The 26,575-nt window shown below is 49.0% G+C and carries 29 protein-coding genes; 7 read left to right on the top strand and 22 right to left on the bottom strand.

Annotated features, from left to right (window positions below; all coding sequences use genetic code 11):
- Positions 1-40 precede the first annotated feature (40 nt).
- The 4 genes from dnaE to dapA all read right to left on the bottom strand — a co-directional run bounded on the left by dnaE (position 41) and on the right by dapA (position 6,620).
- The gene (gene dnaE, locus QEZ41_RS06635; RefSeq protein WP_289410608.1) at positions 41-3,562 is read right to left on the bottom strand and encodes a DNA polymerase III subunit alpha; all 3,522 of its coding nucleotides are present in this window, start codon (positions 3,560-3,562) and stop codon (positions 41-43) included.
- 63 nt (positions 3,563-3,625) lie between these two features.
- Positions 3,626-4,495, bottom strand: a complete 870-nt coding sequence (locus QEZ41_RS06630; protein ID WP_289410607.1) for a phosphoribosylaminoimidazolesuccinocarboxamide synthase — start codon at positions 4,493-4,495, stop codon at positions 3,626-3,628.
- 107 nt (positions 4,496-4,602) lie between these two features.
- Positions 4,603-5,727 (bottom strand): NlpB/DapX family lipoprotein, encoded by a 1,125-nt coding sequence (locus QEZ41_RS06625; protein WP_289410606.1) that lies wholly within the window; start codon positions 5,725-5,727, stop codon positions 4,603-4,605.
- A gap of 14 nt (positions 5,728-5,741) precedes the next feature.
- Positions 5,742-6,620 carry a 4-hydroxy-tetrahydrodipicolinate synthase gene (gene dapA, locus QEZ41_RS06620; protein ID WP_289410605.1) on the bottom strand — a complete coding sequence of 293 codons (879 nt, stop codon included), beginning with the start codon at positions 6,618-6,620 and terminating at the stop codon, positions 5,742-5,744.
- A gap of 182 nt (positions 6,621-6,802) precedes the next feature.
- Between dapA and QEZ41_RS06615 the strand changes: the two genes are divergently transcribed.
- Positions 6,803-7,366 carry a glycine cleavage system transcriptional repressor gene (locus QEZ41_RS06615; protein WP_289410604.1) on the top strand — a complete coding sequence of 188 codons (564 nt, stop codon included), beginning with the start codon at positions 6,803-6,805 and terminating at the stop codon, positions 7,364-7,366.
- Positions 7,367-7,368: 2 nt separating this feature from the next.
- Positions 7,369-7,836 (top strand): peroxiredoxin, encoded by a 468-nt coding sequence (locus QEZ41_RS06610; RefSeq protein ID WP_289410603.1) that lies wholly within the window; start codon positions 7,369-7,371, stop codon positions 7,834-7,836.
- Here the strand turns inward: QEZ41_RS06610 and QEZ41_RS06605 are convergent.
- Positions 7,833-8,072, bottom strand: coding sequence for a sulfurtransferase TusA family protein (locus QEZ41_RS06605; protein WP_289410602.1), 240 nt, complete (start codon positions 8,070-8,072; stop codon positions 7,833-7,835). The genes QEZ41_RS06610 and QEZ41_RS06605 overlap by 4 nt on opposite strands.
- Positions 8,073-8,185: 113 nt before the next feature.
- Here QEZ41_RS06605 and QEZ41_RS06600 point away from each other — a divergent pair, with 113 nt between their 5' ends.
- The 3 genes from QEZ41_RS06600 (at position 8,186) to cmoB (ending at position 11,395) form a co-directional block, all read left to right on the top strand.
- Positions 8,186-9,631: a M48 family metalloprotease gene (locus tag QEZ41_RS06600; RefSeq protein WP_289410601.1), complete on the top strand. Its 1,446-nt coding sequence runs from the start codon at positions 8,186-8,188 to the stop codon at positions 9,629-9,631.
- A 64-nt stretch (positions 9,632-9,695) separates the two neighbouring features.
- On the top strand, positions 9,696-10,439 hold the full coding sequence (gene cmoA, locus QEZ41_RS06595) for a carboxy-S-adenosyl-L-methionine synthase CmoA (RefSeq protein ID WP_289410600.1): 744 nt from the start codon (positions 9,696-9,698) through the stop codon (positions 10,437-10,439).
- Positions 10,436-11,395, top strand: coding sequence for a tRNA 5-methoxyuridine(34)/uridine 5-oxyacetic acid(34) synthase CmoB (cmoB, locus tag QEZ41_RS06590; RefSeq protein WP_289410599.1), 960 nt, complete (start codon positions 10,436-10,438; stop codon positions 11,393-11,395). The genes cmoA and cmoB overlap by 4 nt, the downstream gene beginning before the upstream one ends.
- On the opposite strand, the gene QEZ41_RS06585 is transcribed toward cmoB, so the two are convergent.
- The 13 genes from QEZ41_RS06585 to QEZ41_RS06525 form a co-directional block, all read right to left on the bottom strand.
- Entirely contained in the window at positions 11,392-12,174 is a 783-nt protein-coding gene (locus tag QEZ41_RS06585; RefSeq protein ID WP_289410598.1) for a TatD family hydrolase, read from the bottom strand. The genes cmoB and QEZ41_RS06585 overlap by 4 nt on opposite strands.
- 139 nt (positions 12,175-12,313) lie before the next feature.
- A complete protein-coding gene (locus QEZ41_RS06580; RefSeq protein WP_289410597.1) occupies positions 12,314-12,670 on the bottom strand; it encodes a PilZ domain-containing protein in 357 nt (118 codons plus the stop codon).
- 97 nt (positions 12,671-12,767) lie between these two features.
- Positions 12,768-13,751 carry a DNA polymerase III subunit delta' gene (locus QEZ41_RS06575; protein ID WP_289410596.1) on the bottom strand — a complete coding sequence of 328 codons (984 nt, stop codon included), beginning with the start codon at positions 13,749-13,751 and terminating at the stop codon, positions 12,768-12,770.
- Positions 13,744-14,382 (bottom strand): dTMP kinase, encoded by a 639-nt coding sequence (gene tmk, locus QEZ41_RS06570; protein ID WP_289410595.1) that lies wholly within the window; start codon positions 14,380-14,382, stop codon positions 13,744-13,746. Before tmk ends, QEZ41_RS06575 begins: the two co-directional genes overlap by 8 nt.
- A complete protein-coding gene (gene mltG, locus QEZ41_RS06565) occupies positions 14,379-15,437 on the bottom strand; it encodes an endolytic transglycosylase MltG (protein ID WP_289410594.1) in 1,059 nt (352 codons plus the stop codon). The genes tmk and mltG overlap by 4 nt, the downstream gene beginning before the upstream one ends.
- Positions 15,438-15,449: 12 nt before the next feature.
- On the bottom strand, positions 15,450-16,250 hold the full coding sequence (pabC, locus tag QEZ41_RS06560) for an aminodeoxychorismate lyase (RefSeq protein ID WP_289410593.1): 801 nt from the start codon (positions 16,248-16,250) through the stop codon (positions 15,450-15,452).
- On the bottom strand, positions 16,247-17,491 hold the full coding sequence (gene fabF / locus QEZ41_RS06555) for a beta-ketoacyl-ACP synthase II (protein WP_289410592.1): 1,245 nt from the start codon (positions 17,489-17,491) through the stop codon (positions 16,247-16,249). Before fabF ends, pabC begins: the two co-directional genes overlap by 4 nt.
- Before the next feature lie 93 nt (positions 17,492-17,584).
- On the bottom strand, positions 17,585-17,821 hold the full coding sequence (gene acpP / locus QEZ41_RS06550; protein ID WP_289410591.1) for an acyl carrier protein: 237 nt from the start codon (positions 17,819-17,821) through the stop codon (positions 17,585-17,587).
- 214 nt (positions 17,822-18,035) lie between these two features.
- Positions 18,036-18,779, bottom strand: coding sequence for a 3-oxoacyl-ACP reductase FabG (fabG, locus tag QEZ41_RS06545; RefSeq protein WP_289410590.1), 744 nt, complete (start codon positions 18,777-18,779; stop codon positions 18,036-18,038).
- 17 nt (positions 18,780-18,796) lie between these two features.
- A complete protein-coding gene (gene fabD, locus QEZ41_RS06540; protein ID WP_289410589.1) occupies positions 18,797-19,735 on the bottom strand; it encodes an ACP S-malonyltransferase in 939 nt (312 codons plus the stop codon).
- A gap of 119 nt (positions 19,736-19,854) precedes the next feature.
- Positions 19,855-20,907: a phosphate acyltransferase PlsX gene (gene plsX, locus QEZ41_RS06535; RefSeq protein WP_289410588.1), complete on the bottom strand. Its 1,053-nt coding sequence runs from the start codon at positions 20,905-20,907 to the stop codon at positions 19,855-19,857.
- 3 nt (positions 20,908-20,910) lie between these two features.
- The gene (gene rpmF / locus QEZ41_RS06530) at positions 20,911-21,093 is read right to left on the bottom strand and encodes a 50S ribosomal protein L32 (RefSeq protein ID WP_289410587.1); all 183 of its coding nucleotides are present in this window, start codon (positions 21,091-21,093) and stop codon (positions 20,911-20,913) included.
- A gap of 11 nt (positions 21,094-21,104) precedes the next feature.
- Positions 21,105-21,632, bottom strand: coding sequence for a YceD family protein (locus tag QEZ41_RS06525; protein WP_289410586.1), 528 nt, complete (start codon positions 21,630-21,632; stop codon positions 21,105-21,107).
- Positions 21,633-21,813: 181 nt separating this feature from the next.
- Here QEZ41_RS06525 and QEZ41_RS06520 point away from each other — a divergent pair, with 181 nt between their 5' ends.
- Together QEZ41_RS06520 and QEZ41_RS06515 are read left to right on the top strand one after the other, a co-directional pair.
- Positions 21,814-22,614, top strand: a complete 801-nt coding sequence (locus QEZ41_RS06520) for a cytochrome C assembly family protein (protein WP_289410585.1) — start codon at positions 21,814-21,816, stop codon at positions 22,612-22,614.
- A gap of 12 nt (positions 22,615-22,626) precedes the next feature.
- On the top strand, positions 22,627-23,883 hold the full coding sequence (locus QEZ41_RS06515) for an HlyC/CorC family transporter (protein WP_289410584.1): 1,257 nt from the start codon (positions 22,627-22,629) through the stop codon (positions 23,881-23,883).
- Positions 23,884-23,888: 5 nt separating this feature from the next.
- On the opposite strand, the gene purT is transcribed toward QEZ41_RS06515, so the two are convergent.
- Genes purT through QEZ41_RS06495 form a run of 4 tightly spaced genes read right to left on the bottom strand, consistent with a single transcriptional unit; the run spans position 23,889 to position 26,420 of the window.
- A complete protein-coding gene (purT, locus tag QEZ41_RS06510; protein WP_289410583.1) occupies positions 23,889-25,070 on the bottom strand; it encodes a formate-dependent phosphoribosylglycinamide formyltransferase in 1,182 nt (393 codons plus the stop codon).
- A gap of 10 nt (positions 25,071-25,080) precedes the next feature.
- The gene (locus QEZ41_RS06505; RefSeq protein ID WP_289410582.1) at positions 25,081-25,284 is read right to left on the bottom strand and encodes a DUF1289 domain-containing protein; all 204 of its coding nucleotides are present in this window, start codon (positions 25,282-25,284) and stop codon (positions 25,081-25,083) included.
- Positions 25,274-25,801 (bottom strand): gamma carbonic anhydrase family protein, encoded by a 528-nt coding sequence (locus QEZ41_RS06500; RefSeq protein WP_289410581.1) that lies wholly within the window; start codon positions 25,799-25,801, stop codon positions 25,274-25,276. Before QEZ41_RS06500 ends, QEZ41_RS06505 begins: the two co-directional genes overlap by 11 nt.
- Positions 25,802-25,817: 16 nt before the next feature.
- Positions 25,818-26,420, bottom strand: coding sequence for a CoA pyrophosphatase (locus QEZ41_RS06495; RefSeq protein ID WP_289410683.1), 603 nt, complete (start codon positions 26,418-26,420; stop codon positions 25,818-25,820).
- Between the last annotated feature and the right edge of the window lie 155 nt (positions 26,421-26,575).

The raw sequence follows: 26,575 nt of genomic DNA, 5'->3' as shown, positions 1-26,575 counted from the left end.
ACAGCCTAGATATGCTGCTCATCACCTAATAATTTTTTACCTACGGATAATACAGAAAGACGTTATCCTGTCCAAACTGGTCACGCAATCCTTGTAACAATATATCCTTGGGCTCTATTTTCCAGTTCTGCGCCAGCTCTAATTCAGCTTTTGCCTGAGCGCCCTCATAAGCCACACTGACCAAGCAGTCGCCCGGATACTGGGCTAATTGCTGTTTGAGCCAATGGATTTGTTCCAACTGCAGACTGCTATGATTAAGCTGTAAGCGTAAACTATGGGCTAAACTGGTTCGTGCTTCTGCTAAACCCAGCACGCGTTTGGCGCGGAATCTTAACCCACCTGAGAAGTCATCATGGCTTACTTCCCCCTCAACCACGACTAAAGTATCGGTCTGCAATAAGCCATGAGCTTGGTTAAAAGCCTCGGCAAATAACGATGCCTCAATGCGCCCGGAGCGATCATCTAGAGTAATAAAGGCCATTTTGTCGCCTTTTTTATTACGCATAACCCTTTGATTAACGATTAGACCTGCGATTGTTTGTAACTCTCTGGATGGACGCAAATCAACAATGCGCTGCTTTGCAAAACGCCTGACTTCACTCTCATACTCATCAATAGGATGACCGGTCAGATACAACCCAAGGGTATCCTTTTCCCCTTTTAAACGCTCTTTTAAGCTAAGTGGACGCACATATAAGTAGTTGGCATACACATCTTGCGCGCCATCTTCAAACAGGCCGCCAAACAGATCCGTATGACCGCTTTCACGGTCGCGAGCTGCCTGCCCTGCGGCTAGAATCGCGTCATCCATAGCTGCCAGTAGTACAGCCCGGTTTTGGTCAATACCTTCTTTATAGCTTTTAGCATCATCGGCAAAGAAAGGTCCCAAACGATCTAGCGCACCACTATTAACCAGTGCATCCAGCGTACGTTTGTTAATACGCCTCAAATCCACACGAGCACAAAAGTCAAACAAATCTTTAAAGGGTTCGCCCGCTGCTCGTGCTTCAACGATAGCCTCTACTGGACCTTCGCCCACACCTTTAACCGCGCCCAAGCCGTAAACCACCGCGCCCTGCGGGTTAACCGTAAATTTATATTCGGAAAAATTTACATCCGGTGCCATCAACCGCAATTTCATGTCGCGGCACTCTTCAATCAGCGTCACCACTTTATCGGTGTTATGCATATCTGAGGACAGCACGGCCGCCATAAAAGGCGCAGGGTAATGCGTTTTCAACCAAGCAGTTTGGTAGGAAACCAAGCCATAAGCCGCTGAGTGGGATTTATTAAACCCGTAACCCGCAAACTTTTCTACCAGATCAAAAATATTGCCCGCCAGTTCAGCGCTGATGTTGTTATTTCTACAACCTTCAATAAATAAACCACGCTGCTGCTCCATTTCTTCCGGCATTTTCTTGCCCATAGCACGGCGCAACATGTCGGCACCGCCCAGTGTATAACCGGCCATCACCTGCGCAATCTGCATCACCTGTTCTTGATACAAAATAATGCCGTAAGTAGGCGCAAGCACCGGCTTTAAGCCTTCGTATTGGTAGTCAGGATGTGGGTAGGCCAGCTCAGCACGGCCGTGTTTACGGTTGATAAAGTCATCGACCATGCCCGATTGAAGCGGGCCGGGGCGGAACAAGGCCACCAAAGCAATCAAGTCTTCAAGGCAGTCGGGCTTTAGCTTTTTGATCAGCTCTTTCATGCCCCGTGATTCCAGTTGGAACACTGCGGTGGTTTCGGCACGCTGCAGCAACTGGTAGGTGGGCTTGTCGTCCAGCGGTATTTGTTCAATCTCGAGCGGTGCTTCGCCTTGCTGCGCGCGGATGGCGTTAACGGTTTCTAAAGCCCACTTAATAATGGTGAGGGTACGCAAACCAAGGAAGTCAAACTTAACCAGCCCCGCCGCTTCTACGTCATCCTTATCAAACTGGGTGACTAAACCGCTGCCATCTTCATCGCACAATACAGCAGAAAAATCAGTCAACTTGGTCGGCGCAATCACTACCCCGCCCGCGTGCTTGCCGGTGTTACGAATGGTGCCCTCAAGCTTAAGCGCCATTTGCCAAATTTCTTTGGCTTCGTCGTCTTTATCGACAAAATCGCGCAAGCTGTCTTCCATCTCGTAAGCTTTTTTCAGCGTCATGCCCACTTCAAAGGGAATCATTTTCGACAGTCGATCGGCCAAGCCATAAGACTTGCCCTGCACCCGTGCCACATCACGCACCACCGCTTTGGCCGCCATGGTGCCGAAGGTGACAATCTGGCTAACCGCTTGGCGGCCATAGGTATCAGCAACATAGTCAATGACACGATCGCGCCCATCCATGCAGAAATCCACGTCAAAGTCCGGCATGGAAACCCGTTCAGGGTTGAGGAAGCGTTCAAACAGCAAATCGTACAACAGCGGATCGAGGTCGGTAATGTGCAGCACATAGGCCACTAAACTGCCCGCACCCGAGCCTCGACCTGGGCCGACTGGTACGCCGTTATTTTTCGCCCATCTGATAAAATCCATCACAATCAGGAAGTAACCGGGGAAACCCATTTGGATAATAATATCCAGCTCAAAGGTCAGCCGGTCGATATACACTTGACGCTTTTGTTCGTAATCGGGCGTGTCTTTGGGCAGCGTAATCGATAAGCGCTCTTCCAGCCCCTGCATTGACACATGACGCAAATAGTCGTCGATGCTCATGCCTTCCGGCACGGGGAAATCAGGTAAGAAGTGTTTTCCCAGCTGTACTTCAATATTACAACGCTTGGCAATTTCCACTGTATTGGCCAGTGCTTCAGGAATATCACTAAACAACTGCGCCATTTCTTCCGGTGTTTTTAGATACTGCTGATCCGAGTACAGCCGCGGACGGCGCGGATCATCCAAAATACGACCTTCACCAATACAAACACGAGTTTCATGTGCTTCAAAGTCATCTTCACTGATAAAGCGCACATCATTGGTCGCCACCACAGGCACCTGCAGCCGTGCGGCCAACTCCATGGCTGCATGCACATACTCTTCATCGTTGGTGCGTCCGGTGCGCTGTAATTCCAGATAAAAACGCTGGGGGAAAACAGCTTGCCAGTAGGCTAATAACTCTTCTGCTTTAGCCTTATCCTGCGCCAGCAACGCGCGACCAATCTCACCCTCTTTAGCACCAGACAAGGCTATCAAACCCGCCGATTGCTCAGCTATCCAGTCACGCTGCAGGATAGCTACGTCGCCATGCTGTCCATGGGTGTAGCTCTTAGAAACCAGTTCTGTCAGGTTGCGGTATCCCTGTGCATCCATCGCCAGCAAAGTCATGCGCGAAGCGGGTGCGTCAGGATCAGTACTGGCCAGCCAAACATCCACGCCGCAGATTGGTTTGATACCAGCAGCAGGGGCGGCGCGCAGAAATTTAATCAAGGCAAAGAAATTGCTCTGATCGGTAATCGCCACCGCTGGCATACCTGCCTCAGCTACCTTTAGGACTAGGGGTTTTATACGCACTAACCCATCAACCAAAGAAAACTCACTATGCACGCGCAGGTGCACAAAGGTAGCTGTCATTATATAAACTCTTTTAAGGTGCTCAAGAAACTACTACCAACATCAAAAGCAAGGGCTGTCTGCTTATTGGGTTAAGCGTTGCAGCGCTTCACGATACTTTTCTGCCGTTTGCTCAATCACTGCATCAGGAATTTGCGGGGCTGGGGCCTGCTTGTTCCAGCCACTGTTTTCTAGCCAATCTCGTACAAACTGCTTGTCAAAGCTAGGCGGGTTGGTGCCTTCCTGGTAGCTTTCTGCTGGCCAAAAACGACTGGAATCTGGCGTTAGGACCTCATCCATCAGGGTCAAACGCCCTTGCTCATCCAAACCAAACTCAAACTTAGTGTCCGCGATGATAATGCCTTTGCTGGCCGCATATTCAACTGCTGCTTGGTACAGCGCGATCGAAGCATCACGCACCTGCGCCGCCAAATCAGCACCGATCAGCGCTTCACACTGGGCATAAGAAATATTTTCATCATGGTCGCCCACCTCAGCTTTAGTGGAGGGGGTAAAGATAGGCTCTGGCAAACGCGCTGCTTCTTTTAATCCGGCCGGCAGTTTGATGCCGCAAACCGTGCCACTGGTTTGGTACTCCTTCCAGCCAGAACCAACCAAATAACCACGCACAATGGCTTCTACGGGTACAGGCTTTAAGCGTTTAACCACCACGGCACGCCCTTCCAGCAATGGCAACTCAGCTGCTGGCACAACATCAGCAAGGCTATCACCTGTAAAGTGATCCGGCACAATGCCCTTCAGTTTGGCAAACCAAAAATTGGAAATCTGCGTCAACACCTTACCTTTATCAGGAATGGGCTGGTCTAAAATCACATCAAAAGCCGATAAACGATCGCTGGCGACCATCAGCATCCGCCTTGCATCGACCTCATAAAGATCGCGCACTTTGCCTGAATAGATTTTTTTTAAGCTTAGAGAAGCCGAAGTGGTCATGTTGTATATTCCACACTGTTAAGCAAAACAGGCGAAATATTCGCCTGTTTGTTGAATGAAAATAAAACCCTCAGCAACAGCATCTATGCCTAGCAGGGGCTCCTAAATTAGTTTAGCTGCTCTTGAATAGCAGCCAAGACGCGCTCAGTCAGCTCAGGATCGGCCAAAGTTTCAGCGTCTTTCTCCAGGCTAACAAAAACCTGATGTCCAATGTCCGTTAATTTTAAACGATACAAGTCTTCCATCGGGTCAACGGCTTCCTCTGCTGCGGGTCGCTGCTTATCCAGCTCAAGTTCTTTTTCGATCTCTTTTAGCGCCGTAAAGAGTGCATCAAAGAAGCCAACGGGTTCTCTGGCAATCTCACGATTGGGGTCGATTAGATACACACTTTCTTCGCGCTCTTGCTCAGACACGTAGATTTCGGCACTTTCTAAAGCGCGGCCTACACCAAACCACGCACGATCAAGGCTGGCGTCAATACGCAATGCTTTACTGCCATTAGGCAAGTCCACCATAGCTACGCGTTTAGGGGCGTCATAGTTACGACTGGCCAACAGAGAATAGCTGTCTCTGGTCTGGCTCGCTTCTTCTAGATATGTATGCAACAAAGCCAAGGCGCTGTCTGCCTGTGCGGCACTCCAAGGTGTGCTATCAGAGCTTGCTGAGCTGCGCGCTGAGTCTAAGAAAATCTCGCTGGTATTACGCTGTACACCCGGCTCGATCCGCACACGATAACGTACCTGCTGGCTATCAGTCAGTTCAACTTGACTAACAAAGTCTTGTGCAAGTTGGCTTTCAGTTTGCCATTGCGTCACGAACTCACCCATATGCGGGTTTTCCTCGGCAATTACAAAACCTTTGGTTTCAAAAAAAGACAGTGCAATTGGCCAAACCTGTGCCGGAATACGCTGCGCAACAATCCAGCTGAGTTGGTCGGTTTGCTGGAGCAAAAAGTCCGCTGCGAGTGCGCCTGTTGGCAAGGGCTGCGGGCGCGGCACTCTAACCTTCTCTTTGCTGGAAAGGCTGGCTACATGCTCAGGCACAGGCAGCAGTGGCTCAGCAATGTTAGCCTGCATTCCCTCTGGCAACTGCATGGGTTTTTCTACTTTAGCGTCTTGATAATCCGCACCACGATTACGGAAATACCCCTTATCACCGCCCCATAACATGCCACAACCGGATAAACCTGAGACCAGCACTGCCAAACCAACTGCCTGTGTAATATGCTTCATAGCACGCCCTTTAATTAGTTTAAAATAGCAGTTTCGCGTAACGCCTGACGAACTTGCTCGTGGTATTGCTCACTTAACCAAGTCAAAGGCAAGCGTATTCCCTTATCAATTAAGCCCATTTCGTATAGAGCCCATTTCACTGGAATTGGGTTGGCTTCAACAAATAACTTTTCATGCAATGGCATCAACGAGTCATTAAGCTCTTTAGCCGCTTGGGCTTCACCTGCCATCGCCAAACGACATAGCTCGCTCATTTGTTTTGGGGCAACGTTAGCGGTAACTGAAATATTACCTTTGCCGCCCGCTAACATCAGCTGATACGCCGTGGCGTCATCACCAGAGTACACTAAGAAGTCGCTGTCTACGCCAGCAATTATCTGCTTAGCGCGCTCAATATCACCGGTAGCTTCTTTGATGCCAATGATGTTTTTGATGGCTGATAAGCGAATAGCTGTTTCAGCCTGCATATCACACACCGTACGACCCGGAACATTGTATAGAATCTGCGGAATATCAACCGCCTCAGCAATATGCTTAAAGTGCTGGTACAAACCTTCTTGCGTTGGCTTGTTGTAATAAGGTGTCACCAATAAGCATGCATCGGCACCTACTTCTTTTGCGTTCTGCGTCAGCTCAACCGCTTCACGTGTACAGTTGGCACCCGTACCGGCAATAACAGGAATACGGCCGTTGACCTGTTTAACGACGCGACGCAACACCTCAACATGTTCTGCCACACTTAAGGTTGCTGACTCGCCCGTAGTACCCACAGCAACTATGGCGCTGGTACCTTCTTGGATATGGAAGTCAATCAATTTATCGAGCGCGGGCCAATCAAGTTCACCCTGTGCATCCATTGGCGTAACAATCGCCACCATACTGCCCGTAATCATGCCATGACTCCTGCAAAAAAATAGAAAAAAAGAGTTGTTTATGTTACTAATGCTGTGCACTGAGCACAAGCACAGCGAAGCATTCTCTGCATATTCACTTTACCAAGCGCAGAATAATTACTTGCGCTGTCAGAGCATTGTTAAAATCAGACTTAAACAATCAACTGCCAAAGGAAACCTGGATGTCGAGCACTACACCGCCCGAGCAGCATATAGTGATCAGCGCGTTAGCTGAAAACCCGCTGGAGCTTATCAACCTTCTGTGCCGGGTTTGTCAAGAAAACCGTTGCGCCACTGTGAGCAGCCACCTTACCCAACACGGTCAACTAAGCGCCCTTTCATTAGAAACCAAGGGTAGCTGGGATGCTTTGGCACGGCTGGAAGTGGCGTTAACCAACCTTAAGAAACGCGAAGATATATTTTTAACCTACGCACGCAGCGTGCAAGACAACAAAAAAACCAAAGCTCTACCCTATATTGTGTATGTCAGCGCCTTTTTCCGGCCGGATATTTTGGCTGAGCTATGCCAGTTTTTCACCGACCATAAAATCAATATCGACACTATTGTTTACGACAGTTATCAAGCTCCACAAACTGATACCACCATGCTCAACGCCACCATCACGGTAACCCTACCCGTAAGCACGCAAATTAGCTGGTTACGTGATCAGTTTTTAGACTTTTCCGACGCGCTTAATTTAGACGCCCTAATCGAGCCTTGGCGTCCACAGACATTTTTAGGCTAACCATGAGCACACTAGAAACCCTAAACTTTACTGCCCAAGCTACCAACAACACTACAGTGACCCTGTCGGAATTAGCCGGCAAACAGGTGGTTATTTATTTTTACCCTAAGGACAACACCCCCGGCTGCACCAGTGAAGGGCAAGACTTTCGTGATCTTTATCCCGAATTTCAGGCAGCCAACACCCTTATTTTCGGGGTTTCCCGCGACAGCCTACGCACCCATGAAAACTTCAAGCTCAAGCACGAGTTTCCTTTTGAGCTAATTAGCGATCCCGAAGAAGAGTTGTGTCGGTTATTTGATGTAATCAAGCCAAAAAAACTGTACGGCAAAGAGCACCTAGGCATTGAACGCAGTACGTTTTTACTCGACACAAAAGGCGTGGTTAAACAAGAGTGGCGTAAAGTGAAGGTCAAAGAACACGCCGCTGAAGTACTGGCTGCCGCGCAAGAACTGCATAAGCAAGGTTAAGCGGCTGCGCCCTTTTTTATAAAATAGATAAAAACCTGCTGTTCGCTAACTTCTTCATGCAGCAACTGATGCCCAGCTAAGTTAGCAAAACTGCGTAAATCACGTTGTGAGCCGGCATCAGTGGCTAGAATCTTCAACACAGCGCCCACAGGCAGTTGATTTAACGCCAGTTTGGCTTTTAAGAGTGGCATCGGACAAGCCAGCCCTTGCGCATCAACACAGTCATCAAAATGCATTAGACGTAACCCCAGAACAATAATGGTATTAAAGAGTCATAAGCAGCTAATAACACTGCATTTTTCTGCCTTATTAGTATCATAAGCACGTCCAATAATACACGAGCCCCGACATGAAGTTTTTACGCCCAAGCCTATTTGCCCTTAGTTGCTTAATTGCCACACCTAACATGGCCATTGAGCTGCCTTCATTAGGAGATACCAGCTCATCAATTGTGTCTCTAGAACAAGAGCATCGACTGGGCAGGGCTTGGCTGAATATATTACGCAGTCAGGTGCCCCAACTCTCTGATCCTTTATTAAAGGACTATGTCGAGCGCAGTGTATACCGCCTAGCCGAAACCAGTCAGCTACAGGAAAGACGCTTAGAGTTTGTTTTACTAGCCAGCCCACAGCTAAACGCCTTTGCCGCACCGGGTGGCATTATTGGCGTGAATGGCGGTTTGTTTATCCACGCTGAAAACGAAGCAGAATATGCGTCGGTTATGGCGCATGAATTAGCGCATTTGTCCCAACGTCACTTTGCCCGCGGTCTAGAAGCACAGAAGCGTATGCAACTGCCAATGATGGCCGCCCTACTGGCCGGAGTTGTTGCCGCTGCCGCTGGTGCTGGTGATGTAGGCATGGCTGCAATCATGTCCAGCCAAGCAGCCGCATTTCAAGAACAACGCCGCTTTTCAAGGCAAAACGAGCAAGAAGCCGATCGAGTTGGCATTCAAAATCTGAGCCGCGCCGGCTTTGATCCACGGTCTATGCCCAGTATGTTTGAGCGCCTATCACGTCAGTACCGCTTCGATCGCACACCTCCTGAGTTCTTATTGACCCACCCGGTGACAGAATCACGTATTGCCGATACTCGTAACCGTGCTGAGCAAATAGTCGTTATGGCCAGTCGTCCCGGCATAGTTGATTCCCTTACCTATCAACTTTTACGTGCACGCGTCAAACTCACCTTTGAGGAAACGCCGGGCATTTCCTTAAAGCGTTTTCGTGCTGAGCTTGAAGCCAATCCAGATAATACTGCCGCCCGTTACGGACTGGCTTTAGCATTGATTCGTGCCAGTCAGTTTAAAGAGGCAGGGCAAGAGTTAGAATTATTACTAAGCAAAGCGCCCAGCAGCCAGTTTTTTATCCTCGCTCAAATTGATCTCGAGCTCAGTCAGCAGCAGTATAAAACGGCTGAACAGCGCATCAATAAAGCACTCAAAGACTTCCCTTCTAGCTATCCACTACAGGCCGCTAAGGTGGAAATATTGCTGGCGCAGCAGCGTTATAGCGAAGCTGAGCAAGTTCTTAACGCTTTGATCAAGCAGCGTCCCAATGATCCTGACATTTGGTACGAACTGGCAGAAGTGCGCGGTCAAACCAACAACATCGTAGGTCTGCACGAAGCGCGCGCAGAGTTTTTCGTGCGCATGGGTGATTATCAGCAAGCCATTGAACAACTGAGCTACGCCAAGCGTCGAGTGGAGAATAACTTTCCGCTGTCCTCTAGTATTGATGCGCGCCAGGCTGAGCTAATCAAAGAAGAAGAGATGGTTAATGAGATGTTCCGTTAGGTGAGTAGCCTTCATTAGCCTGCAGTTATGGCATACTAGCCGCTTTTTACAGTCTAGTTTTCTTATGCCGCACTTACCCGATAAAATCTTCAGCACGCCCTTAGCGCAGGTGCCCGACTTTACCTTTAACGAGGATGTAGTGCGGGTTTTCCCTGATATGATCAAACGCTCGGTGCCGGGCTATCCCACTATTGTGGAAAACATTGGCGTTATCGCCGCTCAATTTGCCCAGCCCAATACGGCGTTGTACGACCTAGGCTGCTCATTAGGTGCTACAACTCAGGCACTGCGCCGCCACGTGCAACAACCCGGCTGCGTCGTCCATGCAGTAGACAACTCCAGCGCCATGGTGCAACGCTGCCGCGAACACTTAAGTGCGCAGGATGCTATGTATCAGGAGCTACTCCCGGTCGAGGTTATCGAAGCCGATATTACTCAGCTGCAGCTTGCACCCTGCTCGGTTGTAGCGATGAATTTCACCCTGCAGTTTGTGGCACCTGAACAACGGCTGGAGCTACTTAAAAGCATTCACCAGTCTTTGCTGCCGCAGGGTGCGCTAATCCTGTCAGAAAAACTGCGCTTTGATAACGCCAACCAACAAGAATTGCTTAACGATTTACACCTCGCTTTTAAGCGCGCCAATGGCTACAGCGAGCTGGAAATTGCGCAAAAACGCCGCGCGATTGAAAAAGTCATGCTGCCAGACAGCCTTGCTGAACACCAAGCGCGCTTACAGCAAGCGGGCTTTTCACAAACCATTCTGTGGTTTCAATGTATTAACTTCGCTTCTTTAATAGCCTTGCCATGATTGATTTAACCGACCTTGTACACCACCTTGCCCGCACACCCCTTAAGCTTTGGGCGCGCACCCTACCTGACAAACTAGCCGCACATTACGCTATCGGCCATGGCGACTTACCCCGCTGGCAAGCCGCTGTTGCTGCCATTCCGCAGTTAACAGTCTCACAGTATGATTTTATTGATGAACTTCGCCTAAGCGGCCCCTGTGATACTGAACAACAGCAGCTATTAACCCAAGCGTTACAGGGTTTAATTCCTTGGCGCAAAGGCCCTTTTCACCTGTTTGATGTGCATGTGGATACTGAATGGCGTTCCGACTGGAAGTGGGACAGAGTGAGTCCACACTTGGATCTCAACGGCAAGCGTATTTTGGATGTGGGTTGTGGCAACGGGTACTACATGTGGCGCATGCTTGGTGCGGGTGCCAAGTCAGTAATTGGCGTGGATCCTAACTGGCTTTTTTTCTGCCAATTTCACGCGGTTAAAAAGTTTTTCCCACAAGCACCAGTTTGGCACTTACCTTTTGCTTTTGAAGAGTTACCACCGAAGCTAGAAGGCTTTGATACGGTCTTTTCCATGGGTGTGCTTTATCATCGGCGCTCCCCCATAGATCATTTGTTAGAACTAAAAGACTGTTTAGTCCAGGGTGGTGAGCTGGTTTTAGAAACGCTCGTCATCGAGGGCGATGCGCAACAGGTGTTGGTGCCAGAAGATCGCTACGCACAAATGCGTAATGTTTGGTTTCTGCCTTCGGTTGAAACGCTCAGTCTTTGGCTCAGACGCGCCGGCTTTACAGAGGTTCGCTGCGTGGATGTTAGTACCACCAGCACGGAAGAGCAGCGCAGTACCGATTGGATGCGTTATCAGTCGCTAGCAGAGTTTTTACACCCGGATAATCCAAGCCTAACAATAGAAGGTTTACCCGCACCAAAACGTGCCGTAATGATTGCACGCAAACCCTAAATCACCCGCGCCAAAGGGAATAGGCGCTTAAAGTTAGCTGTGGTTTGCTCAGCCAACTGCTCATAGCTAACACCACGCAGTTGCGCTAAAAACTCAGCCACATCGGCAACATATTCAGGGAAGTTGCTTTTACCACGATGCGGCATGGGGGCTAAGTAAGGCGAATCCGTTTCTACCAGCAGCCGATCACTAGGCACCTGCAAAGCCACATCACGCAAAGCCTGTGCGTTGCGGAAGGTAACGATTCCGGAAAAGGAAATGTAATAACCAAGATCCAACGCGGCTTTAGCCATCTCCCAGTCTTCGGTAAAACAATGCATCACTCCAGCCTGTGGCAAAGCTGCTTCACGCATAATGGCTAGCGTGTCATCTTTAGCATCACGGGTATGTATGATGACCGGCTTACCACTTAGACGCGCGGCCTCAAAGTGCAAACGAAAAGACTCTTGCTGCAGTTGCGCGGTTTGCGTCTGATAATAATAATCCAGCCCCGTCTCTCCCACAGCAACAACGCCCTTATGTTGCAGCTCATCTAACAACCACTCGAGAGTAGGTTCGCCACCACGGTCTAAATCTAGCGGATGCACGCCCACCGAGCAGTCCACATCGGCATAGCGTTGGGTAAATTCACGCACCTCAGGCGCATTTGCCACGCTAATACCTACGCACAAAAAATGCTTAACACCGCGCATGCGTGCAGCTTCCAGCGCTGCATCTAGGCTGCCGGAAAATTTTGTAAGGTCTAAACGATCAAGGTGACAATGAGAATCGACAAGCATGTACTACCACTACTGTGTTACTGAAGAGTGCCACAATAGTGGCACCCGGGGTTTGATTTTTTGCTGGGGCGTTCACGCAAAACGGAGTGTTGCAACACTATTGCAACAGGCCAACCAAGCCAAGTTTGGCCAATACAGGTTAAAACGTATGGGTGGCTCTGTCTGAGTTAAGTGCTCCCGTCAAGTACGTCTCGATGCTGTTGCGTACTGCTACGTCTTGTTCACCGAACTGTACACCGATACCAGCAGGACGGTTACCCTGCGAGCCTTTTGGCGAGATCCACACCACCTTGCCCGCTACCGGAATTTTATCCGGTTCTTCCATTAGCATAAGCAGCATAAAAACCTCTTCGCCGATTTCATACCGCTTGTTAGTCGGGATAAATAACCCACCATTTTTTAAAAACGGCATATAAGCTGCGTACAAAACCTCTTTGTTTTTAATGCTTAAGTTCAGAATACCTTTACGACCTTCTAGTCCTGGCGGCAAACCCATGTTTTAACCTCACCTATTTTTACTGGCTATTACTGACCGATTATCGCACCAAAGGCGTTGCACGACCCAACTAAATATTTATCCTTTGAACTGCCTATCAGAAACCAATCAGGCCCATCCAACGCACCAGTAGGCTTTCTAATAATAAATCCGCACGCAGTGGTGCACGGCGTAGAAGCTTGTTGCGTCGTTCTAAAATCCAGCTATGCGTTTCAGTTAATTGTTCGGCTTGGACAAATTTAGCCATATGCCCCAACACGGGCTGCATGTCTTGCAAACCTAAATCTACTGTATTCTGGGTCAATTGGTAGCGCAAGATGTTTTGACACCACTGTGCAAACCAGTCTAGCAGCAGTACCGTCGGTAACTTAGTCCACTGACCGGCCAACTGTGCAGGCGCTAATTGACGCTTTAGCAACTGTTTTACGCCCTCAACCACATCCGCACGCATTTGCAAAACATTATCTTCGGCAAACTGTTGCGCCTTCAAGGGCGAACCGCCAGACAACTGTAACAGTTTGGTGAGCTGCGTATCGTCCAAGCTGGGTAGCTGCTGCGCAAGCCATGTTTTTGCTTGCGCTAGATCGGGCAAAGGACAAGCCTGTAGCACACAACGGCTTTTAATAGTGGGTAACAAAAAGCTCAGCTGGTGGGTAATTAATAAAAACACCGTACCTGCGCTCGGCTCTTCCAAACTTTTCAATAACGCATTCGCCGATTCCAGCGTCATCACTTCTGCAGGTTCTAGAATAACCACCTGCCGTCCGCCCTGCTGCGCAGTCTGCTGGATGCTTGCCACCAATTCTCGCACATAAGCAATTAAAATACCTTTACCCGGCTCTTCTGGTTCTACCCGCAACATATCTGGATGAGAGTCAGCAGCGTAAAGTTTGCACGAACGACACTGTCCGCAAGCCTGTGCAGCCTGTGGTTGTTTGCATAGCAAAAACCGCGCAAACAACTCCGCCATTTGCCGCTTACCGCTGCCAGCCGGTCCATGCAACAAATAGGCATGGGCATGCTGCGTACGGCCTATCAGCCCCTGCCAAATATCTTGCTGCCAAGGTAAAATATCAACCACGCTGCACCTGTGCTTGAATCTGTGCCAATACCGGCATTAACTGTTCTTGCACCTGTGCTAAAGCATGCTGAGCCGCAATGACTCGAAAACGCATAGGCTCTGCTTCGGCGCGCGCAAGGTAATTTTGCCTAACGGCCTCGAAAAACGTTTGCTGCTCTTGCTCAAAACGATCCAAGCGGCCGCGCTGTTTGGCCCTAGCCATACCTTCGTTTACTGGCAGGTCAAATAAAAGCGTTAAGTCAGGACGCAGATCACCCTGTACAAAGTTTTCCAGCACGGCGATGCGCTGCTCATCAATGCCACGCCCACCGCCCTGATAGGCATAAGTAGCATCAGTAAAACGATCACAGAGTACGATTTTTCCGGCGGCCAAAGCAGGTCTAATAAGCTGTTGGATATGCTGCGCTCGGGCTGCGAACATGAGTAATAATTCGGTATCCACTGCCACTGGCTCACTGTGCTCAGCTAACAACAACTCACGAATTTTCTCAGCCAGTTCTGTACCGCCCGGTTCACGGGTTAACACCACCTGATGACCTTGTTGCTCTAAGTGCTCGGCAATAAACGTACGGTTGGTTGTTTTACCTGAGCCCTCCGGGCCTTCCAAGGTAATAAAAAATCCAGCACTCATGGAGTTTCCTTAGCTGTACTAGTAGGGCTAATGGTTGAGCGATAACCTTCGCGGCGTTTAAGTTGATACTTACGCACTGCTTGATTGTGCTGTTGCAGATTGCGCGAGAATTCGTGCGTGCCATCACCTCTGGCCACAAAATACAAACTATCACCCGGCTTGGGATTTAACGCCGCTGCAATCGCTGCGCGACCTACCATAGCAATGGGTGTAGGTGGTAAGCCCGGATTCACATAGGTGTTATAAGGCGTTGGCTTACGTAAATCGGCGCGGGTAATTTTACCGTTATACTTCTCCCCCATACCGTAAATAACAGTCGGGTCTGTCTGCAGCAGCATGTTCAAGCGCAGGCGGCGCACAAACACCCCAGCAATTTCATCACGTTCGTGGGCGGCACCGGTTTCTTTTTCAATAATTGACGCCATCGTCAGTGCTTCATCTGGATTCGCATAGGGTAAATCAGCTGCGCGCTTGTCCCATTCTTGCGCTAAAATCTGCTCTAACCGGCGATTTGCTTGGCGCAAGATGTCTATATCCTGCTGTCCCCGCGTGAAAAAATACGTATCGGGATAAAAACGGCCTTCTGGGTGCATCCCTGGGCGCTCAAGCAGCTGCATAACTTGTTCATCGCTCAAGTCCGTAATCGTTTGCTCAAGCAATTCTTGCTGCGCTAGTGCGTTGCGAAACTGAGCGAAATTCCAGCCTTCAACTAAAGTGACGCGGTAGTTTTGTACATCGCCGACGCGCCACTTCTCGAGCAAATCGGCCAAGGTCATCTCTGGATTAAGACTGTATTCACCCATTTGCACACTGGGCTGATGCTGTTGCAGTCGCCACATTAAGCGCAGCCAGATACTGCCTTGAATGATGTCTTGCTGCTCCAAATCATTCAATAAAGCCACCGGCGTAGTGCCCGCCACCACACTCAAGGAGTGTTCAGCGTCGAGCTTTAAGGGTTGTTGCAAAGCGTTCTGCGCCAACCAAAATACTGCCAGCCCGGCAATAACTAGGCTAAAAACAAAACTTAAAACAGTATAAAAAAACTTTTTACGCACAATGTATCCCAATTAATCCGTGAGTCTTTGCTGCAGTCTACGAGCGATACTGCCAACCGACCAGCGATAGTTTTGATAGCTTACTACAGGCCAAATCCCATAGAGGCTGTTGCTGGTAAACACCTCGTCCATGCCTGCCAACTGCGTCACTTTTATCTGTGTTTCTTGACAATCTATGCCCAGCTGTTGTGCTTGCTGCATAATCCAAGCGCGCATTACGCCCGCCACACCGCAATTAGCTAAGCTTGGAGTCAACAAGCGTCCGTCACGCACAAAAAAGATATTGCTAAACACGCAGTCTGTAATATGACCTTCTGTGTCCAGCATTAGTCCTTCAGCATAGCTGGCATCTTGCCATTCAGCACGGGCGAGCACTTGTTCTAAACGATTAAGATGCTTGATACCTGCCAACAAGGGCTGGATAGCTAAAGGGGTTTGGCAGTTATACAGCCGTACACCTTGAGTATTTTCAGTGGGCCAGTGGGGCATCGAGCTGAGCTGCAAGATACGCTGCGGCTGTACCTTTTCAGGTATCCCATAACCGCGCTGACCCACTCCCCGGGTTACAATCAACTTACACACCGCATTTACAGCTTGAGCACAAAAACTGTGTATTTCTTGGCTGACTTGTGCGAAATCAAGATTGATTTTCAGCCGCTGACAACCCAATTGTAAGCGTGCCAAATGCAGCTCAAGGCGTAAGGGTTGCCCTTGCTGCACACGCATGGTTTCAAATAAGCCATCGCCATAGGCAAGGCCTCGGTCAGCTACGCTTATAGTTGTCGTAGGCTGACCGTTAACCCAAGTAATCACTCAACAAACCGGGTAAATACCAGAGAACCGTTGGTACCGCCAAAGCCAAACGAGTTAGATAACACCGCATCAATACGCATTTCTTTGGCCTGATGCGCAACGAAATCCAAATCACAGCCCTCACTGGGTTCATCTAAGTTAATGGTCGGTGGTGCCACTTGATCACGTAGCGCTAAAATACTGAAAATAGCTTCTACTGCGCCCGCCGCTCCCAACAAATGCCCCGTCATTGACTTGGTCGAGCTTACGCTCAATTGCTGAGCGTGTTCGCCAAACACTGTTTTAATCGCTTCCACTTCGGCCAGATCACCGGCTGGAGTCGAGGTGCCGTGCGCATTAATATATTGCAGCTGCTGCGGATTTAAACCAGCATCTTTCAGTGCATTAGTCATACAGCGTGCCGCACCACTGCCATTCTCGGGCGGCAAAGTCATGTGAAATGCATCTGAGCTCATACCAAAACCAGCCACTTCTGCATATATAGTTGCACCACGCGCTTTAGCGTGCTCAAGCTCTTCAAGAATCAGAGCACCTGCTCCATCAGATAACACAAAACCATCACGGGCTGCATCCCAAGGGCGACTCGCTGCTTGCGGATCATCATTGCGAGTAGACAACGCTCGAGCAGCACCAAAACCACCTAAACCAAGACCACAGGTAGCCATTTCTGAGCCACCGGCAACCATGGCGTCTGCTTCACCGTACATGATAGTGCGTGCAGCCATACCAATGCAGTGAGTACCTGTGGTGCAAGCAGTCGTAATAGCAAAGTTAGGGCCTTGCAGGCCTAAACGCATGGATAAAGTGCCGGATACCATGTTGATAATTGAACCGGGTACAAAAAAAGGAGATATCCGCCGTGGGCCTTTTTCAAATAGGGTTTTGCTGGTTTCTTCGATATTGGTTAAACCACCTATACCTGAGCCCACCACGACACCGATACGCTCACGGTTTGCATCAGTCACCTGCAAGCCTGAGTCTTGCATGGCTTGGTAACTGGCAGCCAAGCCGTATTGAATAAACAAATCCAGCTTACGCGCTTCTTTTGCAGGCATATACTGCTCAACATCAAAACCTCTGACCGAGCCACCGAAGCGTGTGCTATATGCTTCAACATTCATGTGCTCGATAGGAGCAATACCACTTTGGCCTGCAAGCACTGCTGCCCAGCTAGACTTTACATCCAAGCCTACTGGAGACAGCATGCCTATGCCGGTCACTACGACACGTCTGCGTGACATGGGAAACCTCTTTCGTGTAAAAGCCGACAAAAAAAAACCGCACGCCCTAGGGGTAGGTCGCGCGGCTTTAACTGTTATGCAACCTCAGCTACATTATTGCGCGTGCGCCGTAACGTAGTCGATAGCTTCTTGAACAGTGGTAATTTTTTCTGCTTGCTCGTCTGGAATTTCAGTCTCGAACTCTTCTTCCAGAGCCATTACTAGCTCAACAGTATCAAGAGAATCTGCGCCCAAGTCATCAACAAAAGAAGCGCTGTTAGTAACTTCTTCAACTTTAACACCGAGTTGTTCGGCTACGATTTTTTTAACGCGCTCTTCAATAGTGCTCATATCTTGTATCACTCCTAAATGGAAATTTTGCTGCAACCTTGGGCTGCGGTTTAGTCAAAAAAGGATTATAAGCTAATTTTATCAACTTATCCCTTAAAAAAACATACTGTCTCTACTAAAGATCAGTAATTTAATTAACGTTAAGACTACGGCAATACTTTTTGGGTCACAACGTTATTAATTCAATCTATTACTCTTTTATTTTAAGAGTTTCCTAGCTCATGTACATGCCGCCATTGACAGGAATTGTCGTTCCTGTGACATAGCCAGCTTGTTCAGATGCAAGAAAACCCACTACTGCAGCAATTTCCTCTGCTTGTCCTAGACGACCAAGAGGAATTTGCGCTACCAAGGCTTGTTTTTGTGCTTCTGGTAGCTCTCGAGTCATGTCTGTATCAATGAAACCCGGCGCTACCGTATTTACCGTAACCGAACGCGAGCCAAGCTCACGTGCCAATGCACGGCTAAAACCTTCAACACCCGCCTTGGCGGCTGCATAGTTTACCTGACCCGCATTACCCATTGCACCCACAACCGAGCCAATATTGATAATACGACCCCAGCGCGCTTTGGTCATTCCACGTAGCACCGATTTAGAAACGCGATACAGGCTGTTCAGGTTGGTATCCAGCACATCATACCACTCTTCATCTTTCATTCTGAGCATGAGGTTGTCGCGGGTAATACCGGCGTTATTAACCAAAATCTGCGGCGCACCAAACTCTTCTTGAATGCGCTCTACTGTGCCTAAAACAGAGCTATCGCTACACACATCCAACACCATACCTGTGCCCTGAATGGCGTTTTCTTGTAAATATTGGCTAATATTTTCAGCACCATTAGGGGACGTTGCCGTACCAATCACAATCGCACCCTGCGCACCTAACTGTAAAGCAACTGCCTTGCCGATACCGCGACTTGCACCTGTTACCAGCGCCACTTTTCCTGTTAAACTCATTTGAATTAATCTCCAGATTACTTGAGCGTTGCCAGTGCTGCTTCAAAAGCGTCACAGGCGTCCAGACTATGATTTTTCAACTCTTTAGCACAACGCTTATTTAAACCACCAAGCACACGACCCGGGCCGCACTCGACCAAGTCCGTCACACCCTGCTCAGCTAAGTACTGCACAGTTTCCACCCAACGAACGGGGCTGTATAACTGCGCCAGTAAGTTCGCTTTTAAGGCTTCCACGTCTTGGACTGCCGTTGCGGTGACGTTTTGTATCAAGGGAATTTGTGGCGCTTGCCAATTAATCGCCTTAATGTCCGCCGCAAACTGCTCAGCCGCAGGGCGCATTAACTCACAGTGTGAAGGTACACTAACCGGCAACGGCATAGCACGCTTAGCACCCATTTCTTTACATTGCTCAATGGCACGCTCAACGGCTGCAGTGCTACCCGCAATGACCACTTGACCCGGCGCATTAAAATTCACCGCACTGACCACATCACCCTGAGCCGCCTGAGCACAAGCCTCGATAACCTGCTCATCTGCCAAACCTAAAATAGCCGCCATCGCACCTGTTCCAGCAGGTACCGCCTGCTGCATTAGCTGACCACGACGGGCAACCAGACGTGCCGCATCAGCCAGTTCAATTGAGCCCGCCGCCACTAATGCAGAATACTCTCCCAAGCTGTGTCCCGCGACAAAAGCTGGAGCCTGACCCGTCTTGCTTTGCCATAAACGATACAAGGCTACCGAGGCCGTAAGAATAGCAGGCTGGGTTTTATCAGTTTGACTTAACACCTCAGCCGGGCCTTGCTGACACAATTCCCACAAGTCATAACCCAAAGCGTCGGAAGCTTGGGCAAAGGTGTCCTGGATTAGACTTTCAGCCGTACCAATTTCAGCCAACATACCCACAGTCTGTGAGCCTTGACCGGGGAAAACAAAAGCCAGTTTAGCAGTCATAAAATTCCTTACCTGTAATAACGCATCGGCAGTCTGCCATGCTCAAATTCAGTTAACAAACCTACTATGGGATGATAATTACTAGCGCGCAGTCACAGCAGCACGTCACCCTTTTATACTTACTCGTCACCATTTTGCCGCACTTGCTGGGCAGCACTCAATGACGCATAGCTCGCCTGTATATGCCGACCCAAGCGCATCGGTAAATTTTCCTGCACTGCGCGCGTAGCAACTCCGATCGCAGAGGCAATAGCCAGCTGATTAGCAGCACCATGACTCTTAACTACCACGCCATCCACGCCGAGCAATAACGCACCATTATAATGATCAGGCGACCAGCGCTTGTGCACCTCACTCCACATGTTGCGATTTAACCATGCCAGCGAGCGCCGCCAAAACGTGCGCTTAACTTCTTCAAATAACGTAGCGGCCATCAATCGAGCCAACCCCTCGCTACTTTTGAGCAATACATTCCCCACAAACCCATCACATACCACTACATCCGCTTCGCCGCGATAAACCCCATCACCTTCGATATAGCCAATGTAATTGATATTTTTCAGCCCCGCCAAAAGCCCTGCGGCTTGGCGCACCTGCTGATTACCCTTAATCGACTCAACACCCACATTTAACAAGGCTACTCGGGGTTGTGACACGCCACCCAACTGGACTGCAGCAGAACCCATCACGGCAAATTGCAGCAACTGCTCAGCACTACAGTCAACATTAGCTCCTAAATCCAACAAATGTATTGTGGATTTTTGCGTCGGCAAGGCCGTCATTATCGCAGGGCGTTCAATCTGTGGCAGTGTTTTGAGTATATGCTTGGACAAGGCCATTAAGGCGCCAGTGTTACCTGCGCTGACACAGGCATGCGCCCGCCCTTCGCGCACCAACTGCAAAGCAACGCGCATAGAAGCATCAGGTTTTCCGCGAAGAATTTGTGCAGGCGAATCGCTCATTTCAATATTTTCTTGAGCAGGCCGAACAGTCAGTCGTTGTTTGACGCTAAAGGATAGATCAAGCATATGCGGCTCAATTTGCTGAGCATTGCCGACTAAAATGATATGCAGAGAAGGGTAGCGAATAAGGCTCGCTATACAGGCAGGAACAACGTAGCGGGGACCGAAGTCCCCGCCCATCGCATCAACCGCAATAATTGCAGTTGACAAGGATTACTCGTCAGTGGCCTTGGCAATCACTTGACGACCACGGTATACACCATCCGGTGATACGTTGTGGCGCAAGCGTACTTCGCCTGTGCTCTTTTCAACGGTCAACGCTGAAGCAGTCAGTGCATCATGTGAACGACGCATATCACGCGCTGAGCGAGATTTTTTGTTCTTTTGAACAGCCATAAAATTAACTCCTAAAGTTTTGGATCACGCTTTAACTGCGCCAATACACTAAATGGGTTGGACCTTGTCGTCTCATCAGGACCCAACTCTGGCTCAACATAACCAGCCGGGCTCTGACATTCACCTTGTGGATGCATTGGCACTATTGGCAAGCAAAGTAACAATTCATCTTCCACCAGAGCTAGTAAATCGAGCGGCTCATCGTCCACCTCTAACACGTCATAGCTATGAGAAAGCAAAGTCGAATCAGCATTATGATTAACAACAAGGTAATCATAATGCCCACCAACCGAAATTACAGCATCTTCTAAGCAGCGCTGGCATAGCATAGCAACTTTCGCAGCTAACTCTAAATGCATCACCACATGCTTTTGCTCGTCTCGAGAAAAAGCAACACTAACCTGCACAGCACCGGCTGTGTTGGTTAGGAGCTCAGCAACGCGAGTAAACTTAGCTAAAGGCAGCTCACCAGTAAAGCTGATGGCTCTGTCGGCTAATTTATGCGGCTCAACCAGAAGAGGAATAGGTCCGTTTGACATAGGCGCGGTATTCTATGGATGCTCTGCACTTCTGTCAAAGGTTATTCACTATCAGCATGGCAAATGCGATAAAATGCTGGCAGATAAAACCTTTTCCAGCCTATGCGACCACCTTATCTCTTTATCCTAAGTCGAATTTGTGCCAAACTCTGCAGCTAGTTTTTTATATTATTAAGGCGCTATGTCCACATTACCCTTTAGTTTATTGGCTATTGCCCTGTATCTCGTTTCTAGCTCCTATATTGGCAAGCAGCTCTGGCAGAACACGCTCTCCAAAACACCTTGGTTAATCGGCATTGCCGCTTTAGCCAGCATTAGCCATGCATTTGCATTATTTCCAGCCTTGCTGACCGATCAGGGGCTGCATTTGGGCTTCTTTAATGCGGCCAGCTTGATTGCACTTTTTATCGTGGTGCTCGTTATTCTTTGTAACAAACACTTGACCCTCAATGTGCTGCTCGCCCCCATTCAAGTCATAGCAGCACTGACCATCGCCTGCGCACAATTTTTACCTTATGGGCACATGCAGCCAATTAATGAAGCGCCCGGCATTCTGGCGCATATCATTTTTTCTGTACTAGCCTACGGTGTTATCAGCATTGCTGTTGTGCAATCCTTACTTTTACTTATTCAAGAACGCCAATTACGCAAGCGCCCGGTATCATCTTGGTTGCGCAGTTTTCCTCCACTGCAAACCATGGAGAGCCTACTGTTCTCTTACCTGTGGTCTGGCTGGTTACTGCTATCGCTATCCTTACTCACGGGCTGGTTGTTTTTGGAAGACTTCTTTGCTCAGCATCTAGCCCACAAAACCCTCCTCTCAAGCCTTGCATGGGTTATCTTTGCTGTACTGCTTTGGGGTCGTCATCGCTTAGGCTGGCGCGGTCATAAGGCAATCCGCCTTACCTTGGCTGGCTTTTCTTTGCTTATGCTTGCCTATTTTGGCAGTAAGCTTGTCCGTGAATTTATCCTAACTTCTTGAGGCATTTGGCTTGTGGACGATATGCATTTCGGCTATCTGCTTGGCTTGCTGATTTTCCTTATTATTTGTTCTGCGTTTTTCTCTAGCTCAGAAACGGGGTTGCTTAGCCTGAACCGTTATCGGCTGCGTCACTTAAGCCGTGAAGGCAACCCTGGCGCACAACGCGCCAGCCGCTTACTAGGCAAGCCAGATCGCTTGCTGGGTACCATTTTAGTCGGCAATAACGTCGTCAACATCTTAGCTGCGTCTATTGCTACCGTTATCGCGGTCGATCTGTGGGGTGACGCCGGTGTTGTTATTGCCACCACTGGGCTGACGATTGTGTTGCTTATTTTTGGTGAAATAACCCCAAAAACATTTGCAGCGCTGCGCCCAGAACTGATTGCTTTCCCTGCCAGTCGCGTTTTGTCATTGCTGATGACTGTTTTTTATCCCGCTGTTTGGCTCACCAGCAGCATCAGCAACGCTATTTTGCGTATGCTAGGTATAGACCCCAAGCACCGCTCCTCCGAAACCCTCTCCACGGAAGAGTTACGCAGCGTCGTTAGAGAAGCTGGGCATGATCTGCCACAAAACCGTCAAGATATGCTGCTAGGCATTCTGGATCTCGAAAACGTCACCGTCGATGACATTATTATTCCTCGCAACGAGGTTTTCGGTATCGATCTCAATAACAACATTGATGTAATAGTGCAGCAATTACGTACCACCACCCATACACGTTTGCCTGTCTACCGAGACAACATTAACGAAATCGTTGGCGTGGTGCACATGCGTCAAATCGCGCGCCTGCTGACGCTAAACAAATTAACCCACGAGGTAATTCAGGGTGCTTGTAATGAGCCCTACTTTATTCCCGAAGGTACGCCCTTGTCAGTTCAGCTGCTTAACTTTAAACAGCATAAGAAGCGCATGGGGATTGTTGTGGATGAATACGGTGATGTTGAGGGTATTATTACCCTAGAGGACATCTTAGAAGAAATTGTCGGTGAGTTCAGCGATCATAGCCGCATCAATGAGCCAGAAATCAGGCCGCATCAAGATAACAGTTATATCATCGACGGCGCCGCTTATATTCGCGATATCAATAAAAACCTTGACTGGGATCTGCCATGTGACGGTCCAAAAACGCTTAATGGGTTAATTACGGAAATTCTTGAAAGCATTCCAGAAGGAGCCGTCTGCATGCAGATCGGCCCGTACTTCTTGGAAACTCTGGAAATAAAAGATAACAGGGTCAGTTGCGCTAAGCTGTGGCTTGAAGAGTAAATTCTCTACAGCTCAACCACCACTTCTTGTGCGGCTAATACAGCTTTCTGCCGCGCCTGCTCGACGCTACTGGCTTGCGCCAAAACCACACCCATACGGCGCTCACCTTCCACGCAAGGTTTTCCAAACAAACGCAGCGTTGTATCAGGTCGCGATAACGCCGCACCGAGTTGAGCAAAGGCCGTTTGTTTAGACACACCGCGCACCAAAATAACTGCTGATGCACTGGGTCCATTCTGACGTATAGCTGGAATGGGCAACCCTAAAATCGCGCGTGCATGCAAAGCAAACTCTGACAGGTCTTGTGATACCAAGGTAACCAAACCCGTATCATGCGGACGTGGCGAAACCTCACTAAACCAAACATCCTCACCTTTGACAAACAGCTCGACACCAAACACACCGCGCCCACCCAAGGCGTCAGTCACTTTCTGAGCAATATCTTTGGACTTAGCATAAGCCACAGCTGACATCGCTTGCGGCTGCCATGATTCAACGTAATCACCACGCTCTTGGCGATGACCTATAGGCTCACAAAAACTGGTGCCACCGATATGGCGCACGGTAAGCAACGTAACTTCATAGTCAAAGTTAATAAATCCTTCAACGATGACACGTCCTGCTCCTGCACGTCCCCCATTCTGAGCCACATTCCATGCCTGTTCAATATCACCGGCTGTAGCAATAACACTTTGCCCCTTGCCCGACGAACTCATAACGGGCTTCACCACACAAGGTAGGCCAATTTGCTCAATCGCCGCTTGATAATCCTCATAGGTATCCGCAAAAACAAAAGGCGAAGTCGGCAAGCCCAATTCTTCGGCTGCTAAGCGGCGAATCCCTTCACGGTCCATAGTAAGCTGGGTGGCACGTGCGGTTGGGATAACGGTATAGCCCGCACGCTCTAAATCCAGCAAAGCCGCGGTATCAATGGCTTCAATTTCCGGCACAATATACTGCGGCTTTTCTTGTTCAATGACCGCTTTAAGCGCATAGCCATCCAGCATATTAACGACATAGCTGCGGTGCGCCACCTGCATCGCAGGGGCATTGGCGTAGCGGTCTACCGCGATAACCTCAACCCCAAAACGCTGTAACTCAATTGCCACTTCCTTACCAAGTTCACCAGCACCACACAGCAATACGCGCGTTGCTGTCTCTGATAAAGGAGTTCCTATTTTGGCCATGTATTCCTCATTATTCTTCTGTGATTAAACCCTGCGCCTGTGCCCGCTGTGTAAGCCTAGCTAAAACGGCTCGGCGTTCATTATTGTCCATTTTACCCCAGCGGATAATTTCATCGCCTGTGCGCTGGCATCCTATGCACACCTCATTATCGTCTAAGGCACAGATGCTAACGCAGGGAGAAGGCACTGGTTTTTCGTATGGCTTATGCGTCATCTTGTTCTATTAGGCCTTGACGATAGCGGCGACCATTATTGGCATAGTGCTCAGCACTGGCTTCTAATCGTTTCATTTGCTCGTCCGTAAGCTGACGAACCACGCGACCTGGCGAACCCACCACCAAACTGCCATCTGGAATTTCCTTGCCTTCACCAATGAGTGTATTGGCGCCAATGATGCAGTATTTACCAATCTTGGCACCATTCAAAATAACCGCGTTAATCCCAATCAGACTGTAATCATCAACAGTACAACCATGCAGCACTGCATTATGACCTACTGTAACCCCGGTACCTAAAGTCAGCGGCCAGCCTATATCTGTGTGCATCACGCTGCCATCTTGCACGTTACTGTTCGGGCCAATATGAATAAGCTCATTATCACCACGCAGAACTGCTCCGAACCACACACTGGCTCCAGCATCCAAACGCACCTTACCAATCACACTAGCACTGGGTGCAACCCAACTGTCTTCGTCAGCAACAACAGAATGTTCATCTAAACGGTATTTCATCGGCTACTCCCAGTATTTACAATTCTTTTTTGCTGAGTTGGGGCGGCTGATTTAATTCAATATTTAAATCAAACACAATGTTTACCAACTCAACCACCATTACAGCGGTTAACCCCCAAATCTTATAGTCTGCATAAGTATAACTGGGCACAAACCAGCTGCGCCCTAAGTAATCAATTCGGTGAGTGGTGTGGCGCGGATCGGATGCAAAAAACTCAAGTGGGACGGTAAATATAGACGCTATTTCGCCAGCATTGGCTTGATACTGCGTTTGACTCGAAACCAGCCCCACATAGGGCGTAACCTTAATGCCATGGCGAGAAACCAGCGGGCTTAAGGAGCCCGCAACTTGAACTAGTTTTGGCTCTAAACCCACCTCTTCTTGTGCCTCACGCAAAGCGGTAAAAATTAGATCGCTATCCGTAGGATCTCGCCGGCCACCCGGGAAAGCGACTTCACCACCATGCGTAGACAAGCCATGCGCTCTGAGGGTTAACACTAACTCGGGTGTCTGGCTGCGGGTAATAGGCATTAAAACAGCGGCCTCAGGAAAGTTCTGTGCTGCAATAATAGGTTTAGGCTGGTAACTTTGGATGCGTTTAACTGCCTCGTCTAACAACATAAAAAATCTCACACGCGCATGTTTTATACAGTTATTTAAATCAGCTAGAAAGCTGCCCAAAAAAGCTATCGTTTAACAAAATATATGTGCATAAAAAACAAACACCCCATAAACACAACCACTTACTTAGAATACAGGGTGGGTAAATACGG

The sequence above is a fragment of the Thiopseudomonas acetoxidans genome (assembly GCF_030362935.1).
Lineage (GTDB): Bacteria > Pseudomonadota > Gammaproteobacteria > Pseudomonadales > Pseudomonadaceae > Thiopseudomonas > Thiopseudomonas acetoxidans.
Note: the sequence above shows the minus strand (reverse complement) of the source record. Positions and strands in the feature narration are given on the sequence as shown.

Bases quoted from the DNA above. Each gene is read 5' to 3' on its own strand.
- QEZ41_RS06600 (WP_289410601.1), top strand. From the start codon at position 8,186: ATGAAGTTTTTACGCCCAAGCCTATTTGCCCTTAGTTGCTTAATTGCC.
- tmk (WP_289410595.1), bottom strand. From the start codon at position 14,382: ATGAGTGCTGGATTTTTTATTACCTTGGAAGGCCCGGAGGGCTCAGGT.
- purT (WP_289410583.1), bottom strand. From the start codon at position 25,070: ATGGCCAAAATAGGAACTCCTTTATCAGAGACAGCAACGCGCGTATTG.
- fabG (WP_289410590.1), bottom strand. From the start codon at position 18,779: ATGAGTTTAACAGGAAAAGTGGCGCTGGTAACAGGTGCAAGTCGCGGT.
- QEZ41_RS06525 (WP_289410586.1), bottom strand. From the start codon at position 21,632: ATGTCAAACGGACCTATTCCTCTTCTGGTTGAGCCGCATAAATTAGCC.
- QEZ41_RS06520 (WP_289410585.1), top strand. From the start codon at position 21,814: ATGTCCACATTACCCTTTAGTTTATTGGCTATTGCCCTGTATCTCGTT.
- QEZ41_RS06625 (WP_289410606.1), bottom strand. From the start codon at position 5,727: ATGAAGCATATTACACAGGCAGTTGGTTTGGCAGTGCTGGTCTCAGGT.
- QEZ41_RS06605 (WP_289410602.1), bottom strand. From the start codon at position 8,072: ATGCATTTTGATGACTGTGTTGATGCGCAAGGGCTGGCTTGTCCGATG.
- QEZ41_RS06630 (WP_289410607.1), bottom strand. From the start codon at position 4,495: ATGACCACTTCGGCTTCTCTAAGCTTAAAAAAAATCTATTCAGGCAAA.
- fabD (WP_289410589.1), bottom strand. From the start codon at position 19,735: ATGACTGCTAAACTGGCTTTTGTTTTCCCCGGTCAAGGCTCACAGACT.
- cmoB (WP_289410599.1), top strand. From the start codon at position 10,436: ATGATTGATTTAACCGACCTTGTACACCACCTTGCCCGCACACCCCTT.
- QEZ41_RS06505 (WP_289410582.1), bottom strand. From the start codon at position 25,284: ATGACGCATAAGCCATACGAAAAACCAGTGCCTTCTCCCTGCGTTAGC.
- dnaE (WP_289410608.1), bottom strand. From the start codon at position 3,562: ATGACAGCTACCTTTGTGCACCTGCGCGTGCATAGTGAGTTTTCTTTG.
- QEZ41_RS06615 (WP_289410604.1), top strand. From the start codon at position 6,803: ATGTCGAGCACTACACCGCCCGAGCAGCATATAGTGATCAGCGCGTTA.
- fabF (WP_289410592.1), bottom strand. From the start codon at position 17,491: ATGTCACGCAGACGTGTCGTAGTGACCGGCATAGGCATGCTGTCTCCA.
- rpmF (WP_289410587.1), bottom strand. From the start codon at position 21,093: ATGGCTGTTCAAAAGAACAAAAAATCTCGCTCAGCGCGTGATATGCGT.
- QEZ41_RS06610 (WP_289410603.1), top strand. From the start codon at position 7,369: ATGAGCACACTAGAAACCCTAAACTTTACTGCCCAAGCTACCAACAAC.
- dapA (WP_289410605.1), bottom strand. From the start codon at position 6,620: ATGATTACGGGCAGTATGGTGGCGATTGTTACGCCAATGGATGCACAG.
- QEZ41_RS06585 (WP_289410598.1), bottom strand. From the start codon at position 12,174: ATGCTTGTCGATTCTCATTGTCACCTTGATCGTTTAGACCTTACAAAA.
- acpP (WP_289410591.1), bottom strand. From the start codon at position 17,821: ATGAGCACTATTGAAGAGCGCGTTAAAAAAATCGTAGCCGAACAACTC.
- cmoA (WP_289410600.1), top strand. From the start codon at position 9,696: ATGCCGCACTTACCCGATAAAATCTTCAGCACGCCCTTAGCGCAGGTG.
- QEZ41_RS06580 (WP_289410597.1), bottom strand. From the start codon at position 12,670: ATGGGTTTGCCGCCAGGACTAGAAGGTCGTAAAGGTATTCTGAACTTA.
- QEZ41_RS06500 (WP_289410581.1), bottom strand. From the start codon at position 25,801: ATGAAATACCGTTTAGATGAACATTCTGTTGTTGCTGACGAAGACAGT.